Raw genomic sequence first — 15,777 nt, 5'->3', positions numbered from 1 at the left:
TTGTCTGTCGGACGGGGATCGAATTGCCGAATTTGAGTGCAAATACCAAGCCTAATAGCTTGAGCTGGCATTCTGCGTGCTCTAACCTATTTAGCAAGGTGGCCAAGGTAGCAGCCGTTGGCCTCCTTGCTTTGGCCGTTTCTACTCCTGTTTTCGTCGGTACTCCCTCGCAGGCTGGTGGTGAAACCCGCAGCCTGAAGATCTATTATGTCCACACCGGCGAAAAGGCCGTCATTACCTACAAACGCAACGGCAAGTTCGATCCGGACGGCCTGGAAAAGCTGAACCGCATCCTGCGCGATTGGCGCAAGAATCAGCCGACCAAGATGAACCCGCGCCTGTTCGATCTGATCTGGGAGGCCTACCGCGAAAGCGGTTCGCACGAATTCATCTATGTGATTTGCGGGTTCCGTTCGCCTGGCACCAACGAGATGCTGCGCACGCGTTCGGCCCACACCGGCGTTGCCAAGAAGAGCCAGCACATGCTTGGCAACGCGATGGACTTCTATCTTCCGGACGTCAAGCTTTCCAAGCTGCGCGAAATCGGCATGAAGCTACAGGTGGGCGGTGTCGGCTATTATCCGACTTCGGGTTCGCCTTTCGTCCATATGGACGTCGGCGGCGTGCGTGCATGGCCGCGCATGGATCGCCAGGATCTCGTCCGCCTCTTCCCGGATGGCAAGACGATGCATATTCCGGCCGATGGCCGGCCGCTGCCGGGTTACCAGCAGGCAGTCGCCGATTACAAGCGCCGCATGTCGTCCGACGATATCCAGATCGCCAGCTCCTCTTCGTCGCGCCGCGGCTTCTTTGCCCGTCTGTTCGGGGGCGGTGGTGCGGATGAGGAAGAGGATAATGCGGATACCGGCACGGCGGCAGCACCGGTGGCTGTCGCTTCGGCTGTTCGCAAAGGCCAGCCCGCTCCAGCCGCCAGCGATGATGGTGACGATGGCGCTGCTCTGGCTCCTGCCCAGGTTCAGGTCGCCAGCGTAAACGCGCCCGTTCCGCAGGTTCGCCCGGCATTCGGTAGTCAGCCCGCCGGCAGCGATGTTGCTTCCGCTCTCGTTTCGCCGTCTCGCAACGCTGCTCAGGATGCGCTTGCCGCCGCCATGCCGGATACGGGAGATCAGCCGCAATATGCCGATCTTCGCTCCTATCATGTGCCGGTGCCGTCCTTGCTTGACCGCCGCTCACCCGGCGATGCCGAAGTGGCATCGGCCGAGGCTGGCATGAAAGGCCAGTTGGCTGCCGTTCCGGTGCCGGCGCAGCGTCCGGAATTGGCCGAAAGCCTGCTGGCATCAGCCGATGCGGATCAGGAGGCTGCCGACGACCAAGCCGATGCAGGCGCACTTTCGCCTTCGGTCATTGCCGCTCTGGAGCAGAGCCGTCCGGATCGATCGGATGCCAACAATGCGGTTGCGATGACCCAGCCGTCGAACAACGTCGCGTCTAAGGATCAGCTGCCCGCGGCAGACAATGGTCTGGCTGCCGGTAATGATGCAGCGCAGGCAATTGCCTCCGTCCTGCCGCAGCAGAGACCGACCCAGCAAATGCCGATGCAGGTGGCCGCACTCGCGCCGGTTCGCAATGAGGTTAAGGCCAGCAGCCGTCGCTTCAACGACGGGTTCGAGCCGACAACGCCGCAGGAGCGCCCAATTGCCGCTGGCATTGCGACCAAGGGCGGCCGGCCGAACAAGCAGGATGCCGTCGTGGCCGATTCGGGCCGTGCAACTGTGACAACTGCGCCGACGCTGACGGATAAAATGATCTCGCAATGGGCGATCGCAAAGGCTCGGGTTGAGATCGTGAACCGCCCGGTCAAGGCTCCGCGCTTCGTGAGCCCGACGCTTCGTGCCCAGCCGACTGCCGTTTACACGGATGGCTTCAAGGTACAGACCGCGTCGATCGATCCCGAACGCTTCAGCGGAAGTGCAGTGAATTTCCTTCAGGTTAAGAAATTTAATTCGGTCGAATAGACCAGACAAACCGTCATTGTTTCGGGAGCCCGTTTGGGCTCCTTTTTGATTCGGCAAGATGTCACCTCTTTGCGTTCACAATCGGTTTCTTGCACTCTCAAGCCCCACACAAATCTGAGCTGACGCGTGGTCCTCGGGCGCTGCTGTTGCTTGCGGGTGACATCGCGACGGCTTTCAGGTTCGTGTCAGCTTTTATGCATCCTTCCCCTCATCCGTCTTCAGTTTGGCTTCATTTGGCTTCGTTAGGTCGACGATTTCAGACCTGATGGATACTCATATTTGACCCGAAAGACGGCAATCATCATCGGCAATGGCAAGCTGCATCGCGACCTTTCCGAGGTCGTGGACAATGCTGAATTCGCAATGCGCTTCAACGAGCCGAAAGCCTCGATCGGGATGAGCGGCTCACGCACGGATATTCTCATGCTTGCAGCTTCCAGCAAGCCGATGCAGCGGCGATTGACGGACCCGGCCTTTCTGACAAGCCCGACTTTCACGGCGGCCAAAGAGGTCGTGCTGGCCTATCATCCCGATATCATCCGCAAATATCACCCCAAGCCCAATCTTCTCTCGCGCCTCAAAGGCAGGAGAAGCGATTGGACGATGCGGACGATCGAATTGGTCGGCGCGGCCGGCAAGGAAATCCGCATCATGCCGCCGCAATTTTACATCGAGGGCTGCGAGGAACTCGGCGTGAGCCAATGCCGCATGCACCAGCTCTTTCCGAGCACCGGCTTCTTCGGCATCCGATATGTGCTGTCACGATTGCCTGCCGACGAGTGGGAGGTGAAGCTGTGCGGTTTCAGCTGGGAAGGGTGGAAACGCCATGCCTGGCTGGACGAGCGCCGCTGGGTTGAAGACAAAATGGCGAGCGGCCGCATCAGCATGCTCGTTTAGCCTTCCTTCAGTTGTTCAGACCAGTTGAAAACAACCATTTTCAGTTTGGCCTCAGGTTTGCCTAAGCTCGCTTTCATTCAGGGTTGCTAGAGCCTCGCGAAATATGACCTCGAGGTATTCATTCATGCAAGCCCACGAATTCAACCCGTCTTCGGCGATGCCGCTCGAAAGATCTCACACGGGATTCGAGTTCGCTCCTGCGTCCAATTCGGTCGGTACCGTTCTGGACACGCCCGGCCAACCTGTCATTCGTGGCTTCATCATCCATCTCGCTCGCGCTCGCGATCGCATGCCCCAGGTTGAAAGGCTTGTTGCAAAGCTTCCGGTGCAGAGTGAGGTCATCGAGGCAGTCGATGGCCGCGCTCTGAGTTTCGCCGAGATCGACAGCGTTTATCGTCCCCGGCTGCAAAAGCCGTATTATCCGTTTGCCATGAGCACGGGCGAGATCGCCTGCTTTCTGTCGCACCGTAAGGCTTGGGCCGCCATCGTCGAGCAGGGCATCGATGCCGGCCTTGTCTTCGAAGACGACGTCGAGATCGACGATGCGTTCCATGCCGCTTTTGCCGCCGCCAAGGCCTGCCTGAAGCCAGGTTCGTTTATTCGCTTCCCGTTTCGCATGGGCAAGGAGCATGGCAAATGTGTTCTGTCCCAGGGAGCGACCAATGTCATTCAGCCGACGCGGATTGGGCTTGGCATGGTGGCACAGCTTGTCAGTCGCGATGCTGCCATCCGCCTGCTGGAGGCGACCGCCGTCTTCGACAGGCCCGTCGATACCACCGTGCAGATGAGCTGGTTTACCCGCGTGTCGCCGCTTTCGGTCTTGCCCGGTGGTGTGCGTGAAATCTCTCCCGAGCTCGGCGGCAGCACGATCAAAAGCCGCAAGACATTGACGGAAACGCTCTCCAGAGAGGTGTTGCGGCCACTCTATCGTGCAAAGATCGCGCTTCGCTCGCGCCGCATCATCTGAGATCATCCATCGTGGCCGTTCCGATCCTCGCATATCATCAGATTGCGGTGCCGCCGTCGCGCAAGGCGCCGTTTAGAAGCATGGTCGTCCACCCAGAGGCTTTCCATCGTCAGATGGAATGGCTGAAAAGGCTTGGAATTCAGGGTGTATCGCTGCGCGAGGCAATGCCTTACATCCGCGGCGAGAAGACCGGCAAAGTCGCCGCCATCACCTTCGATGACAGCTATGCCAATGTTTATGAGAATGCCTTGCCCGTGCTGGAGGAGTTCGGCTTCACCGCCACGAATTTCGTCGTGGCAAACCAGATCGGCGGCAGCAATGTCTGGGATGCTCCCCTTGGCGTGGCGCAGGCGCCTTGCATGTCTGTCGAGCAGCTGAAGCGCTGGCACAGTCTGGGGCATGAGGTGGGATCGCATACGCTCGATCATGTTCGCCTGCCGCAATTGCCCATGGAAGAGGCACGCCGTCAGATCACGCAGTCGCGCGAGCTGCTCGAAGATTTACTGGATGAGGGGATTTCGTCCTTCTGTTTTCCCTATGGCGACGAAACGCCGCTCGACCGCGTGCTTGCCTATGAAGCCGGTTACAGCGCCGCAACGACGACACGCCGCGGTCGGGCGCGATCAAGCGACGATCCCTTCGGCTTGCCGCGCGCCACTATCCGGCGCAACGACAGCTGGCTGCATTTCGTCAAGAAATGTGCCCTCGGATAACGAGTACCTGTAATCAGGGTGCTACTGTAAAGCTGTAACTGCCGTCGGTCTTATGGCCGGCGGCAGAAAGTACGGCGCCCACGCATCTTAGTCTTCATTTCTGCCTTATCGGCCGCTGCGCCTGCTACTTCTGTTTTTGGGGCGCGGAATAGGCCGTCGGATGAGCACTGCTGTCGCTGAGTATGGCAGCTCCACCGACATGGTTCTGTGCTGTCGCCGCTGGCGGCAGGAGGGTCCAGGTGAAATAGGCGATCAGACCGCAGATGCCGAGCAGGAAGACGGTGAGGATCGCGGGGATGGACCACTCCTTCGTGAACATCGGTGTTTCCTGACGCGACTTGAAAGAAGCCCGACGTCCGGCTGCCGTCTTATTGAGCTGTGTTGGCACAAGCGCCTCCAATATTACGCGTCGCGGTCGAAAGTGTTGTTGTGAAGGTCGGTTTCCGCACGATCTTCCTCATTATCTGCCTTGATGAAGCACGTACGACATTCGTCATTTGGGCTCAATGCGGCAATTTGGTATGCCCACCATTGTGACCGTTTACAGGCCGCGCCGAGGTCGGCTACAGATGATCGACAGGGCTCGTGCCGGCGGATAGGCGAGCCTGACATCACCAAGTCGCGAGGCTCGGTCACGCTCCGGTGCTTGCGCGAAGGGGAATTGGAATGCCCATCGAATCCTGGAGAGGCGGCGAGGTCGACGTTGCCGTGATCGGCGCCGGCGCAGCCGGCGTAGCTGCAGCCCGGCAGCTGCAATTGCTTCGGCCGGATCTCTCGATCGTCTTGCTCGAAGCCTCCGATCGCGTCGGCGGCCGCGCCCGCTCGATCCATCCGTTCGGCACCGACGCCGCCGCGCTCGATCTTGGCTGCGGCTGGCTGCATGGCGCGCGCACCAATGCCTGGACTGATATTGCCGAGGAAGTAGGCCTGACCGTCGATCGCACGCCTGCGCCCTGGAGCGATGGCGGCCATCGCTTGGAACGGAACGATCCCGATGCAAAAGCCGCGGCCGCCGCCGTCAACGACTTCTTCGGGCGGGTCTATGAGTATGAGGGCGATGCAGACGCCGATCTCTCGATCATGTTGTCGCCTGATGATCCGTGGAATGAAAGGATTTACGCCGTCGCCGCCTTCATGACCGGGGGAGAGCTCGACAAGTCTTCGGTGATCGATCTTGGCCGCTACGATCCCGGCCCCGGTCCTGACTGGCGCGTGCGACAGGGCTACGGCACCTTGATCGCCACCTACGGTCTGCCGGTGCCGACCGTTGTCGGCGCCGAGGTCCGCCGCATCGACCACAGCGGCGCCGGCCATATCGTGCTTTCGACAGGCAAGGGTGAGCTGCGGGCGAAGGCCGTCATCGTCACAGTTTCAACCAATGTGCTTGCGGCCGAACGCATCGCCTTCTGGCCGCCTTTGCCGGAAAAGATCGAGGCGGCGTCCCGCCTGCCGCTCGGCCTGGCAAACAAGCTTTTCATTCGTGTTGCCGAGCCGGCGATGTTTCCGAAGGATACGCATGTGACGGGATCGCAGCATAGCCGCCGGACGGGTGCCTATCAGCTGAAGCCATTCGGTGCGCCGGTCATCGAGGCCTATTTCGCTGCCGACCTCGCGCTCGATCTGGAGCGACAGGGCGTCGATGCGATGTTTGGTTTTTCGGTGGAACAGTTGAAGCGTGTCTTCGGTGCCGATGTCGGCAAGACGCTGTCGCCGCTGGCCGCATCGGCCTGGGCGGGAGAGCCTTTCTTCGGTGGTTCTTATTCCTATGCGACGCCGGGTGCTTCCGATCTACGCAGCGTCCTTGCCGCTCCTCACAACGAGCGTTTGTTCTTCGCCGGAGAAGCCTGCTCGAAGACGCGTTATTCTACCGCGCACGGCGCTTATGAAACCGGCGTTGCCGCCGCCGAAGCCGTTGCGAAAACGCTCTAATGGAAGCCTCATGAGATCGATAGCCAGCTTCCAGGCGAGAAATAGCGATTCGCCTCGTAATTTTATGCAAATCGCTCTTAAACTTGCGTGAGAACAGGCGTAAACGCAATCAAATACCACCCGATTTGATTTACACCATCCTTCGGGAGATGGGCGGCGAAAGCCGCAGCAAAAGAAGCATTGGAGGAGCCATGAGCACCGGCGAAACATTAACCTTCGACATCCAGAAAAACCCCAATCCCGCGACGGCGAGCGAGCGGGAAGCGCTGTTGCAGAACCCGGGCTTCGGCCGCATCTTCACCGATCACATGGTAACGATCCGCTACTCGCAGGATCGTGGTTGGCACAGCGCCAAGATCGAGCCGCGCAAGGCGCTTGCTCTCGATCCGGCAACCGTGGTGCTTCATTACGCCCAGGAAATCTTCGAAGGCATGAAGGCCTATCACCTGCCGGATGGCGGGGCCGCCCTTTTCCGCCCGAGCGCCAATGCGCGCCGTTTCCAGAATTCGGCCGAACGGCTGGCGATGCCGCGCTTGCCGGAAGAGCTTTTTGTCGAGTCCGTACGCGAGCTGGTCAAGATCGAGCGCGAATGGATCCCGACCGCGGAGGGGGCATCGCTCTATCTCCGGCCGTTCCTGATCGGCACCGAAGTCGCTCTCGGCACAAAGCCGTCGGCAGAATATATCTATTGCGTTATTGCCTCCCCCGTCGCCTCCTTTTTCAAGGGCGGCGGATCGGCCGTCACGCTCTGGGTCTCCGAGAATTTCACCCGCGCCGCGCCGGGCGGCACGGGTGCGGCCAAGTGTGGCGGCAACTACGCCGCAAGTCTTGCCGCATTGGCTGAGGGCCAGCGCGAAGGCTGCGATCAGGTCGTCTTTCTCGATGCCGTCGAAAAGCGCTGGATCGAGGAGCTTGGCGGCATGAACGTGTTCTTCGTCTTCGATGACGGATCGCTGCAGACGCCGCCGCTCACCGGCACGATCTTGCCGGGCATTACCCGCGATTCGCTGATCAAGCTTGGGCGCGACATGGGCCTGACAGTGCGCGAGGAGCCCTATTCGATCGAGCAGTGGCAGGCGGATGCCGAGAGCGGGCGCCTGCGCGAATCCTTCGCCTGCGGCACGGCGGCTGTCGTGACTCCGATTGGCAAGGTGAAGGGCCGCAAGCACGGCTTCGCCATCGGCGACGGCAATGCCGGCACTACGACGCAGCGTCTGAAGGCGGCGCTGACCGACATTCAGTTCGGCCGCGCGCCCGACAAGAACGAGTGGCTGGACCGCCTGTTCTAAGCGAAGAATGAACCGATATTCGGCGGGAAAAGGCATGTGAGCTCTCCCGCCGGCTTCTGACTCAAGAGCGGTTCAGCTTTTCGTGAAATATCTGAACCGCTCGATCTCTTTGTTTCACGCAATTCCGGACGGAAAACCGCTGCGCACTTTTCCTGGAATTGCTCTAAAGTTCGCATAGCCACCCGAAACATCGGAGTTGTTATGATAACCAACGTCAGCGAGCGTCCCGGCGTCGAGCCGGGCGAGGAGATCGGCTTTGTCGGTCTCGGCGTCATGGGCCAGCCGATGGCCCTCAATCTCGCAAAGGCAGGCGCGAGGCTTGTCGTTTGGAACAGATCGCCGGCAGCGGCCGATCCGTTGCGCGAGGCAGGTGCGACGGTCGCCGTAAGTGTAGAAGAGGTGTTCGAACGCACGCGCATCGTCATCCTGATGCTGGTCAACGAAACTGTGCTGGACGAGGTGCTGCGGCGCGGGACACCGGACTTCGCCAAGCTGGTAGCCGGCCATATCGTCGTGTCGATGGGCTCCAATCCGCCCGACTATTCGCGCGGGCTAGCCGCCGATATTCTCGCAGCCGGTGGGCGCTATGTCGAAGCCCCGGTTTCGGGCTCGCGGAAGCCTGCCGAGACAGCGCAGCTGGTCGCGCTGCTCGGCGGCGATGCGGACACGGTTGCTGAGGTGCGGCCGCTGCTTGCGCCTATGTGCCGCGAAACGATCCTGTGCGGTCCGGTCGGCAATGCGCTGCTGATGAAGCTGACCGTCAACCTCTACCTTTGCACGATGCTGGCGGGTCTCGCCGAAGCCTCGCATTTCGCCGAGCGGAACGGCCTCGATCTCGAAACTTTTCAGGCTGCGATCGATTCCGGCCCGATGGCCAGCGATCTGACGCGCGTAAAAATTCCGAAGCTTGTTGCGCGGGATTTTTCAGTGCAAGCGGCGACAGCCGATGCGTTCAACAGCACGAAACTGATTGCCGAGGCGGCTCGTGCCGTCGGCATGGCATCGCCGGTCCTTGATGTCTGCCGTACTCTTTATGGCGAGAGCGTCGAACTCGGCAACGGCCGGCTCGACATGGTGTCGGTGGTTGCGGCCATCGAGGCTCGCACCGAAGCGCTCAGGCGGGGCTGATGGACCTAAATTTCGTCAAGCTCACGCTTGGGAAGCCGTCTTGCGGCACCTATGTTGCATGGAGACCTGAACAGACATTTCTGAAAGGACGCCGGACATGTCTGCCCCTATGGACAGCAATCTTTTTCAACAACTTGGTTTGAAGCATCCATTGATCGTCGCGCCGATGGCGGGCGGTCCTTCGTCGGTGGAGCTGGTGGCGGCGGCTTCTGCCGCAGGCTCGCTCGGCGCCATGGGCGGCGCCTATCTAAACGCCGCGGCGATCGAAGCCTTTGCAGCTCAGGTGCGTCAACGGACCGACAGGCCGTTTTCGATCAATCTCTTCATTCCGCACTCAATCCCGGAAGTTGCCACTGATCGGGTCGAGCGCGCGGCTGCGGCGACCGCACGATATCGCCGGGAGTTGGAGCTGCCTTCACCGCAGCTTGTGCCTCCCTATGAAGAGGATTTCGATGCGCAGTTTGAAGCGGTTTTGCGTATCAAGCCGGCTTGTTTCAGTTTCGTCTTCGGCTTGTTGCCGGCCAGCTATGTACGGGAAGCGAAGAAGGCTGGTATTCCGCTGATCGGCACGGCGACGACACTCGACGAGGCGAGGGCGTTGGAAGAGAGCGGCGTCGATGCGGTCGTGCTGCAGGGTTTCGAAGCGGGCGGTCATCGCGGCATTTTCGATGCCAAGGCAGCAGACCCGGAAATCGGGATGCGCGATCTTCTGGTGCAATGCGTCGGCACCATTCGTTTGCCGTTGATCGCAGCCGGCGGCATCATGACCCCCAGCGATATCCGGGCGGCGCTGAAGGCGGGAGCGCGGGCCGTGCAGATGGGCACGGCCTTCCTCACCTGCGTGGAAGCCGGAACCTCGGCACCCTATCGCAGGAAGCTGCTGGAAACGCCGGAGCGCCGGACGCGAACGACGCGCGCCTTTTCGGGCCGCTTTGCGCGAGGGATCGAGAACCGCTTCATGGATGAGATGGATGGAAAGCCTGATGCCATTCTTCCCTTTCCGGCGCAAAACAAGTTTACGCGGGACATCCGCGCTGCGTCGACGGCGAAGGGATCGCCGGATTTCCTGTCTCTCTGGTCGGGAACCGGCAAGGGCGAGCTGTGGCAGGGGAGTGCCGCCGAATTGATCGGCCGTCTTTTCGCAGAGTGATGCGCTCAAAAAGAAAGGAGCCGGCTTGCCGGCTCCTGATCATCTCACAAGGCTGAGGGGAGCCCCGATTATTCCATGCCGAGTGCGGCCATGTAGGTCTGCAGGATGGATTCTTCTTCCAGGCGTTCGTTCGCGTCCTTCTTGCGAAGGCGAATGATGGTGCGGATCGCCTTGGTGTCGTAGCCGCGGCCCTTGGCTTCACCCATGACATCCTTGATGTCGGACCCAATCGCGGCCTTTTCTTCTTCGAGGCGCTCGATGCGCTCGATGAATTGACGCAGTTCCGCCGCAGCCACGTTCTCGACGCTGTTCTCTTCCATGCACTTCTCCTAAAGGGTCTCAAAGGGTCGCTTGCAGCCCGTCGCAGATGAGATCGGTCGGTCACCGATAGGGGCACATCGCTTCAGGGCTTGCGCGGGATTTCGAATTCGATCGGGCAGTTGACGTGCCGCGAATGGCGCGCAAGGTCAAGCCGAATTGGTGAAGGGAGCGTTAATCTTTCGGCTTGTTTTGCTCGAAAGCGGCTTTTTGCACAGGCGAGGCTTCTTTCTGGTGCAGGTTCTTCCAATCCTCGTAGGGCATGCCATAGATCACTTCCCGGGACTTATCCTTGCTGACGGGCAGCCCCGCCTCTTCGGCCGCTTCGCGATACCAGTTCGAGAGGCAGTTGCGGCAGAAGCCGGCAAGATTCATCAGGTCGATGTTCTGAACGTCGCTGCGTTCGCGCAAATGCGCAACGAGGCGGCGGAAGGCAGCGGCCTCAAGCTCGGTCTCTTGTTCCTTGGTGAGCGTGGTCATCTCTTTCTCCTCAATTCGCTTGCCGGTTCACGCCTCATAGGGGCCGGTGCGCGAAGGGTATCGCCTATATTCATGGAGCGACGGATCGGCATTGATCTCCGCAAAGATCGGTGCCAGGCGATCGGCCCATTCGATAATACCGGCCTCGTCGCCGATCAGATCCTGCCGGACTTCCAGCAGCGCATGCCCAATGCCTTTCATCATGCAATGGCGGAACATGGTGTCGTTGCGCAGCGCACCGTCATACGGTTCATTGTCTCCGATAACGAGATCGGTATCGGCGCCGAGCTTTGCAAGGAGCGGCACGACGGCACGATCGTCGCTGTCCCAGAGTACGCTTGCATGCCAGGGACGCGGCACACCTTTCCAAGCCGGCGTGAAGGAGTGCATCGAGAAAACCAGGGGTGCCTTGCCCGTTGCCGCGGCCACGGCGGAGATCGTTTCGTCGACCGCTTCATGATAGGGCCGATGGAAGGCTTCTATACGGTAGTTCCATTCTTCATCCGTGATTGGATGATTGCCCGGGATGATCGCGCCATCCGATATTTTCATGATGAGCGTCGGGTCGTCTTCGCCGCGGTTCGGATCGATCAGCAGACGGGAAAAGCCGCCAAGCACGCCCGGCACGTCCAGCCGCGCGCAGAGATGACGGCAGAGGCCTTCGATGCCGATGTCGTAGGCGATGTGGCGGGAGAAGGCGGTCTCCGGCAGGCCGAGGCTGCCATAACGCTCGGGCAGGCGCCGCATGGCGTGGTCGCCGAGAATGACCATGCCTTTGTCACGATTGCCGGGTATAAATTCAAACGGTCTGAAATCAGTCATGCGGATTGTCGATTATTGAAATTTTCAACTCTTTGTTTGATTGCATGTGCGGATGGAAGGTGCAAGGTTTGCAGCTTCGGTCGGATGAGGGGCGGTGGATGGTGCCGCCACCATCCCGTGAAGAAAATATAATCGATTAGAGTTGCGTTGACATTCATGGGATGGCGGCGCAAGAAGACGCAACAACGAATAACCGGGAGCCAATTGGAAGCCGTGTCCAGCCAAGTCGCGCCACGTTTCGTTAAGCGGTCAGGCCCGCTCGCCCGAATCGCCTTTCTCATTCTCGCTGCGGCAGCGCCGTTCTTCTTCATGCCGAATGCGGCTTATGCCGATTTCCGAACGTGCAACGGTACGCAGAACCTTGTCGGCGTTGCGATCGGCTATCGCGCCAAGGACGGGTGGGTGACGGAGGGTTGGTGGCAAATTCCGGCCAATACCTGCGCGACTTTGATCGAGGGGCCGCTTCAATCCCGCTATTATTATCTCTACGCAGAAGATGCGGCCCGCGGCGGCCGCTGGACGGGTGACGTCGAAATGTGCGTGGCGGAAAATGAATTCAAAATCCCAGGCGTCAAGGATTGCTACGCGCGTGGCTATCAGAAGATGGGATTCAAGGAATACGACACCGGGCGCCAGGCGAGCTGGATGGTTCAGCTTTCCGAGCCCTCGGGCAGCCAAGAAAGCCAGAATTGATGAGACGAAACCGAAAAGTCAAAATCCTCGCAACGCTCGGTCCGGCCTCCTCTTCGGAGGAAATGATCCAGAAGCTTCACGAGGCCGGCGCGGACCTGTTCCGCATCAACATGAGCCACGCCAGCCATGATGTGATGCGCACGCTGATCCAGCGCATTCGCGCCGTCGAAGCTCGCTGTGGTCGGCCGATCGGCATTCTCGCTGACTTGCAGGGTCCCAAGCTGCGCGTTGGCAAGTTTGCGGACACCAAGGTCGATCTCAAGCCGGGTCAAACTTTCACGCTCGACAATCAGGATATCCCAGGCGACAACACGCGTGTCTACCTGCCGCATCCGGAAATCCTGGAATCGGTTCAGCCCGGCCACCGCCTACTGATCGATGATGGCAAGCTGGCACTGCGTGCCGAAAAGTGCGACGGCAAGAGCATCGTCACGACTGTCATTTCGGGCACCAAGATTTCCGACCGCAAGGGCGTCAGCCTGCCCGATACGCTGCTCGGCGTCGGCGCGCTGACCGACAAGGACCGCGCCGATCTCGACGCCGTTCTCGCCACCAATGAAGTCGACTGGGTCGCGCTCTCCTTCATCCAGCGCCCGGAAGACCTGACGGAAGTTCGCAAGATCTCGCACGGCCGCGTTGGGCTGATGTCGAAGATCGAGAAGCCGCAGGCTGTCGAGCGCATCGAGGAAATCATCGAGCTTTCCGACGCACTGATGGTGGCTCGTGGCGACCTCGGCGTTGAAATGCCGCTGGAAGCCGTTCCGGGTATCCAGAAGCAGCTGATCCGCGCCTGCCGCCGCTCCGGCAAGCCGGTGGTCGTCGCCACGCAGATGCTGGAATCGATGATCTCCGCGCCGGTCCCAACCCGCGCCGAAGTTTCCGACGTCGCGACCGCCGTCTTCGAAGGCGCCGATGCCGTTATGCTCTCTGCAGAATCCGCGTCCGGCGACTATCCGGTCGAAGCCGTTTCCATGATGGCGTCGATTGCCGGCACCATCGAGCGCGAGCCACATTATCCGGGCATCATCTATGCTCAGCGCGCTCTACCCGAAGCAACTGGCGCCGACGCGATCTCGCTCGCTGCCCGCCAGATCGCCGAGACGCTGAAGCTTGCCGCCATCGTCTGCTACACGTCCTCCGGCACCACCGGCCTGCGCGCCTCGCGCGAGCGTCCGCAGGTTCCGATCCTGGCGCTGTCGCCGATCATCCAGACGGCACGCCGCCTGTCCGTCGTCTGGGGTATGCATTGTGTCGTCACGCACGATGCGACCGACCTCGACGACATGGTCAACAATGCCTGCCGTATCGTCGCCGAGGAAGGCTTCGGCAAGCCGGGCGACCGCATCATCATTTCGGCCGGTGTGCCGCTCGGCACGCCGGGCGCCACTAACATGTTGCGCATTGCCTATATCGGTTCGGACGGCCAGTCGGGCGTGTGATTGCCGACATCCGATTGCGGCAGCACCTCAAACATCCGAAACCCGCTGTCGAAAGACGGCGGGTTTTTTCTTGAAGCCGAAGCGCCTGCAATCCCAGGCAGGCGGATGAAGAAGGAGATATGTCAATGAAAGTCGGATTTATCGGATTGGGCCAGATGGGCAGCGCCATGGCCATCAATCTCATCAAGGCCGGGCATGAAGTGACCGTCTACAATCGCTCACGCGACAAGGCCGAGGCTCTGGCCGGCGAGGGCGCCAAGGTTGCGGCGACCGTGGCGGAAGCGTGCGGCGGCGAGGCTGTCTTCACCATGCTTGCGCATGACGATGCGCTGTCGGCGGTCGTCCATGGCGATGGCGGCGCTCTGGCAAGTCTTGGCAAGGGTGCAGTTCATATTTCCGCCAGCACGATCAGCGTCGCCATGTCGGAAAGGCTGACGAGGGAACATGTCGCGGCAGGTCAGCACTTCGTGGCAGCGCCCGTCTTCGGCCGCCCGGAAGCGGCGGCTGCGGCAAAGCTCTTCGTTGCCGCTGCGGGTGCGCCTGATGCGATTCAAACGGTCACGCCGCTTTTCGACGCCATCGGTCAGCGCACCTTCGTCCTCGGCGAGGAGCCGAAGGCGGCCAATCTCGTCAAGCTCAGCGGCAATTTCCTCATCGCTTCGGTCATCGAGTCGCTGGGCGAGGCTATGGCGTTGGTCGAAAAGGGCGGTGTCGACAGGCACGCCTATCTCGATCTCTTGACCTCGACGCTGTTCAACGCGCCTGTCTACAAGACGTATGGCGGGCTAATTGCGGACCGCAAGTTCAAGCCGGCCGGTTTCACCGCGCCGCTCGGTCAAAAGGATATTCGGCTGGCTTTGGCTGCCGGTGAGGCGCTGAACGTGCCGCTGCCGCTGGCGAGCCTGCTGCGTGATCGGTTCCTCAACCTGCTGGCGCATGGCGGAGAGGAACTGGACTGGTCGGCGATTGGCGCGCTGGCGGCGAAAGATGCGGGTTTGGTGGGGTAGTTCGAGGGTTGGAAGATTTACCCACAGCTGATCGAGTTTGTGGTGGGTGCGTGCCCCCTCTGTCACTTCCATGACATCTCCCCCACAAGGGGGAGATCGTTGGGAGTTGTCGCCCGTTCCTTTCAAACCGGTGAACTGTGGTTTCTGCACCTCCAATATTCGCTTGAGGTGCGCCGGGACCACGAGTTACCAATCTTCCCCCTTGTGGGGGAGATGTCCCGATAGGGACAGAAGGGGGCCGCCCGAGGTTCGGCATACCGAAGCCTCTCTTACGCCCTCTTGCTAAGCACGGCACCACATGCAACTTTCCCCTCTTCCAGAGGAGAGACTCCCATGCATCTGACCACGCTGCTCGCCTTCGCCACTGTTTCCTTCATCGGTATCGCGACGCCGGGGCCGACTGTGCTTCTGGCGCTGACCAATGGTTCGCGCTTCGGCATCAGGCGCGCCTTGCCCGGCATGGTGGGAGCCGTTCTTTCCGACGCGGTGCTAATCAGCGCCGTCGCCATCGGCCTCGGCGCCTTGCTGGCTGCCTCCGAATTCTGGTTTTCGGCTCTGAAATGGGTGGGTGCGGCCTATCTCGCCTTTCTCGGTATCATGATGCTGCGCTCGAAGGGGAGCATCGACGGCGCATTGCAGGCGAGCGCGAGCCAATCGAAGGGAACCGCTTTCTCCATTGGGCTGAAGAGCTTCCTGGTCGCCGTGACCAATCCGAAGGGCTATCTCTTCTTCTCGGCGTTCCTGCCGCAGTTCATCGACCCTTCGGCGCCGCAGATGCAGCAATATATCGTGCTCGGCGCGATCTTCGCCGCGCTCGATTTCATGATCATGCTCGGCTATGCGGTGTTCGGCTCTCATGCCGTCCGCGTCCTGAAGTCGGAAGGGGCGAAATGGCTCGAGCGCGCCTGTGGCGGCGCGCTTTTGGCTCTTGCCGGTTCGCTGGCGCTCTATCGCCGCACCGTGAACTAG

At 60.6% G+C, this 15,777-nt stretch carries 16 protein-coding genes; 12 read left to right on the top strand and 4 right to left on the bottom strand.

The window, feature by feature from the left end:
- The first annotated feature begins 23 nt into the window (after window positions 1–23).
- From FHX05_RS07130 to FHX05_RS07115, 4 genes are all read left to right on the top strand, one after another.
- Complete coding sequence (locus tag FHX05_RS07130) at window positions 24–1,976, top strand: DUF882 domain-containing protein (RefSeq protein ID WP_183871083.1); 1,953 nt, start codon at window positions 24–26, stop codon at window positions 1,974–1,976.
- A 279-nt stretch (window positions 1,977–2,255) separates the two neighbouring features.
- Entirely contained in the window at window positions 2,256–2,873 is a 618-nt protein-coding gene (locus FHX05_RS07125) for a hypothetical protein (protein ID WP_112609569.1), read from the top strand.
- A 124-nt stretch (window positions 2,874–2,997) separates the two neighbouring features.
- Window positions 2,998–3,840, top strand: coding sequence for a glycosyltransferase family 25 protein (locus FHX05_RS07120; RefSeq protein WP_112609567.1), 843 nt, complete (start codon window positions 2,998–3,000; stop codon window positions 3,838–3,840).
- Between the two features lie 11 nt (window positions 3,841–3,851).
- Complete coding sequence (locus tag FHX05_RS07115; RefSeq protein WP_112609565.1) at window positions 3,852–4,553, top strand: polysaccharide deacetylase family protein; 702 nt, start codon at window positions 3,852–3,854, stop codon at window positions 4,551–4,553.
- Between the two features lie 124 nt (window positions 4,554–4,677).
- Here the strand turns inward: FHX05_RS07115 and FHX05_RS07110 are convergent, their stop codons facing one another.
- Window positions 4,678–4,872 (bottom strand): hypothetical protein, encoded by a 195-nt coding sequence (locus FHX05_RS07110; RefSeq protein ID WP_112335110.1) that lies wholly within the window; start codon window positions 4,870–4,872, stop codon window positions 4,678–4,680.
- 347 nt (window positions 4,873–5,219) lie between these two features.
- Here FHX05_RS07110 and FHX05_RS07105 point away from each other — a divergent pair, with 347 nt between their 5' ends.
- The 4 genes from FHX05_RS07105 (at window position 5,220) to FHX05_RS07090 (ending at window position 10,049) form a co-directional block, all read left to right on the top strand.
- Window positions 5,220–6,482 (top strand): NAD(P)/FAD-dependent oxidoreductase, encoded by a 1,263-nt coding sequence (locus FHX05_RS07105; RefSeq protein ID WP_183871082.1) that lies wholly within the window; start codon window positions 5,220–5,222, stop codon window positions 6,480–6,482.
- 191 nt (window positions 6,483–6,673) lie between these two features.
- A complete protein-coding gene (locus FHX05_RS07100; protein WP_183871081.1) occupies window positions 6,674–7,771 on the top strand; it encodes a branched-chain amino acid aminotransferase in 1,098 nt (365 codons plus the stop codon).
- A gap of 201 nt (window positions 7,772–7,972) precedes the next feature.
- Window positions 7,973–8,899: an NAD(P)-dependent oxidoreductase gene (locus tag FHX05_RS07095; protein ID WP_183871080.1), complete on the top strand. Its 927-nt coding sequence runs from the start codon at window positions 7,973–7,975 to the stop codon at window positions 8,897–8,899.
- Between the two features lie 97 nt (window positions 8,900–8,996).
- Window positions 8,997–10,049, top strand: a complete 1,053-nt coding sequence (locus FHX05_RS07090; RefSeq protein WP_183871079.1) for a nitronate monooxygenase — start codon at window positions 8,997–8,999, stop codon at window positions 10,047–10,049.
- A gap of 68 nt (window positions 10,050–10,117) precedes the next feature.
- Here the strand turns inward: FHX05_RS07090 and FHX05_RS07085 are convergent, their stop codons facing one another.
- The 3 genes from FHX05_RS07085 to FHX05_RS07075 all read right to left on the bottom strand — a co-directional run bounded on the left by FHX05_RS07085 (window position 10,118) and on the right by FHX05_RS07075 (window position 11,669).
- Window positions 10,118–10,369: a DUF2312 domain-containing protein gene (locus FHX05_RS07085; RefSeq protein ID WP_015341059.1), complete on the bottom strand. Its 252-nt coding sequence runs from the start codon at window positions 10,367–10,369 to the stop codon at window positions 10,118–10,120.
- 172 nt (window positions 10,370–10,541) lie between these two features.
- Window positions 10,542–10,847, bottom strand: a complete 306-nt coding sequence (locus FHX05_RS07080) for a DUF1244 domain-containing protein (RefSeq protein ID WP_183871078.1) — start codon at window positions 10,845–10,847, stop codon at window positions 10,542–10,544.
- Between the two features lie 27 nt (window positions 10,848–10,874).
- A complete protein-coding gene (locus tag FHX05_RS07075) occupies window positions 10,875–11,669 on the bottom strand; it encodes an N-formylglutamate amidohydrolase (RefSeq protein ID WP_183871077.1) in 795 nt (264 codons plus the stop codon).
- Window positions 11,670–11,873: 204 nt separating this feature from the next.
- Between FHX05_RS07075 and FHX05_RS07070 the strand changes: the two genes are divergently transcribed.
- The 4 genes from FHX05_RS07070 to FHX05_RS07055 all read left to right on the top strand — a co-directional run bounded on the left by FHX05_RS07070 (window position 11,874) and on the right by FHX05_RS07055 (window position 15,777).
- Complete coding sequence (locus tag FHX05_RS07070) at window positions 11,874–12,362, top strand: DUF1036 domain-containing protein (RefSeq protein ID WP_183871076.1); 489 nt, start codon at window positions 11,874–11,876, stop codon at window positions 12,360–12,362.
- Window positions 12,362–13,801, top strand: coding sequence for a pyruvate kinase (pyk, locus tag FHX05_RS07065; RefSeq protein ID WP_015341054.1), 1,440 nt, complete (start codon window positions 12,362–12,364; stop codon window positions 13,799–13,801). Before FHX05_RS07070 ends, pyk begins: the two co-directional genes overlap by 1 nt.
- Window positions 13,802–13,926: 125 nt before the next feature.
- Entirely contained in the window at window positions 13,927–14,808 is an 882-nt protein-coding gene (locus tag FHX05_RS07060) for an NAD(P)-dependent oxidoreductase (protein ID WP_183871075.1), read from the top strand.
- A gap of 333 nt (window positions 14,809–15,141) precedes the next feature.
- The gene (locus tag FHX05_RS07055) at window positions 15,142–15,777 is read left to right on the top strand and encodes a LysE family translocator (RefSeq protein WP_183714617.1); all 636 of its coding nucleotides are present in this window, start codon (window positions 15,142–15,144) and stop codon (window positions 15,775–15,777) included.

Source organism: Rhizobium sp. BK491, assembly GCF_014194925.1.
Lineage (GTDB): Bacteria > Pseudomonadota > Alphaproteobacteria > Rhizobiales > Rhizobiaceae > Rhizobium.
Note: the sequence above shows the minus strand (reverse complement) of the source record. Positions and strands in the feature narration are given on the sequence as shown.

Excerpts from the sequence above, each read along its gene's own strand:
- FHX05_RS07120 (WP_112609567.1), top strand. The coding sequence starts at position 2,998 with ATGCAAGCCCACGAATTCAACCCGTCTTCGGCGATGCCGCTCGAAAGA.
- FHX05_RS07110 (WP_112335110.1), bottom strand. The coding sequence starts at position 4,872 with ATGTTCACGAAGGAGTGGTCCATCCCCGCGATCCTCACCGTCTTCCTG.
- FHX05_RS07105 (WP_183871082.1), top strand. The coding sequence starts at position 5,220 with ATGCCCATCGAATCCTGGAGAGGCGGCGAGGTCGACGTTGCCGTGATC.
- FHX05_RS07100 (WP_183871081.1), top strand. The coding sequence starts at position 6,674 with ATGAGCACCGGCGAAACATTAACCTTCGACATCCAGAAAAACCCCAAT.
- FHX05_RS07095 (WP_183871080.1), top strand. The coding sequence starts at position 7,973 with ATGATAACCAACGTCAGCGAGCGTCCCGGCGTCGAGCCGGGCGAGGAG.
- FHX05_RS07090 (WP_183871079.1), top strand. The coding sequence starts at position 8,997 with ATGTCTGCCCCTATGGACAGCAATCTTTTTCAACAACTTGGTTTGAAG.
- FHX05_RS07085 (WP_015341059.1), bottom strand. The coding sequence starts at position 10,369 with ATGGAAGAGAACAGCGTCGAGAACGTGGCTGCGGCGGAACTGCGTCAA.
- FHX05_RS07080 (WP_183871078.1), bottom strand. The coding sequence starts at position 10,847 with ATGACCACGCTCACCAAGGAACAAGAGACCGAGCTTGAGGCCGCTGCC.
- FHX05_RS07075 (WP_183871077.1), bottom strand. The coding sequence starts at position 11,669 with ATGACTGATTTCAGACCGTTTGAATTTATACCCGGCAATCGTGACAAA.
- pyk (WP_015341054.1), top strand. The coding sequence starts at position 12,362 with ATGAGACGAAACCGAAAAGTCAAAATCCTCGCAACGCTCGGTCCGGCC.
- FHX05_RS07060 (WP_183871075.1), top strand. The coding sequence starts at position 13,927 with ATGAAAGTCGGATTTATCGGATTGGGCCAGATGGGCAGCGCCATGGCC.
- FHX05_RS07055 (WP_183714617.1), top strand. The coding sequence starts at position 15,142 with ATGCATCTGACCACGCTGCTCGCCTTCGCCACTGTTTCCTTCATCGGT.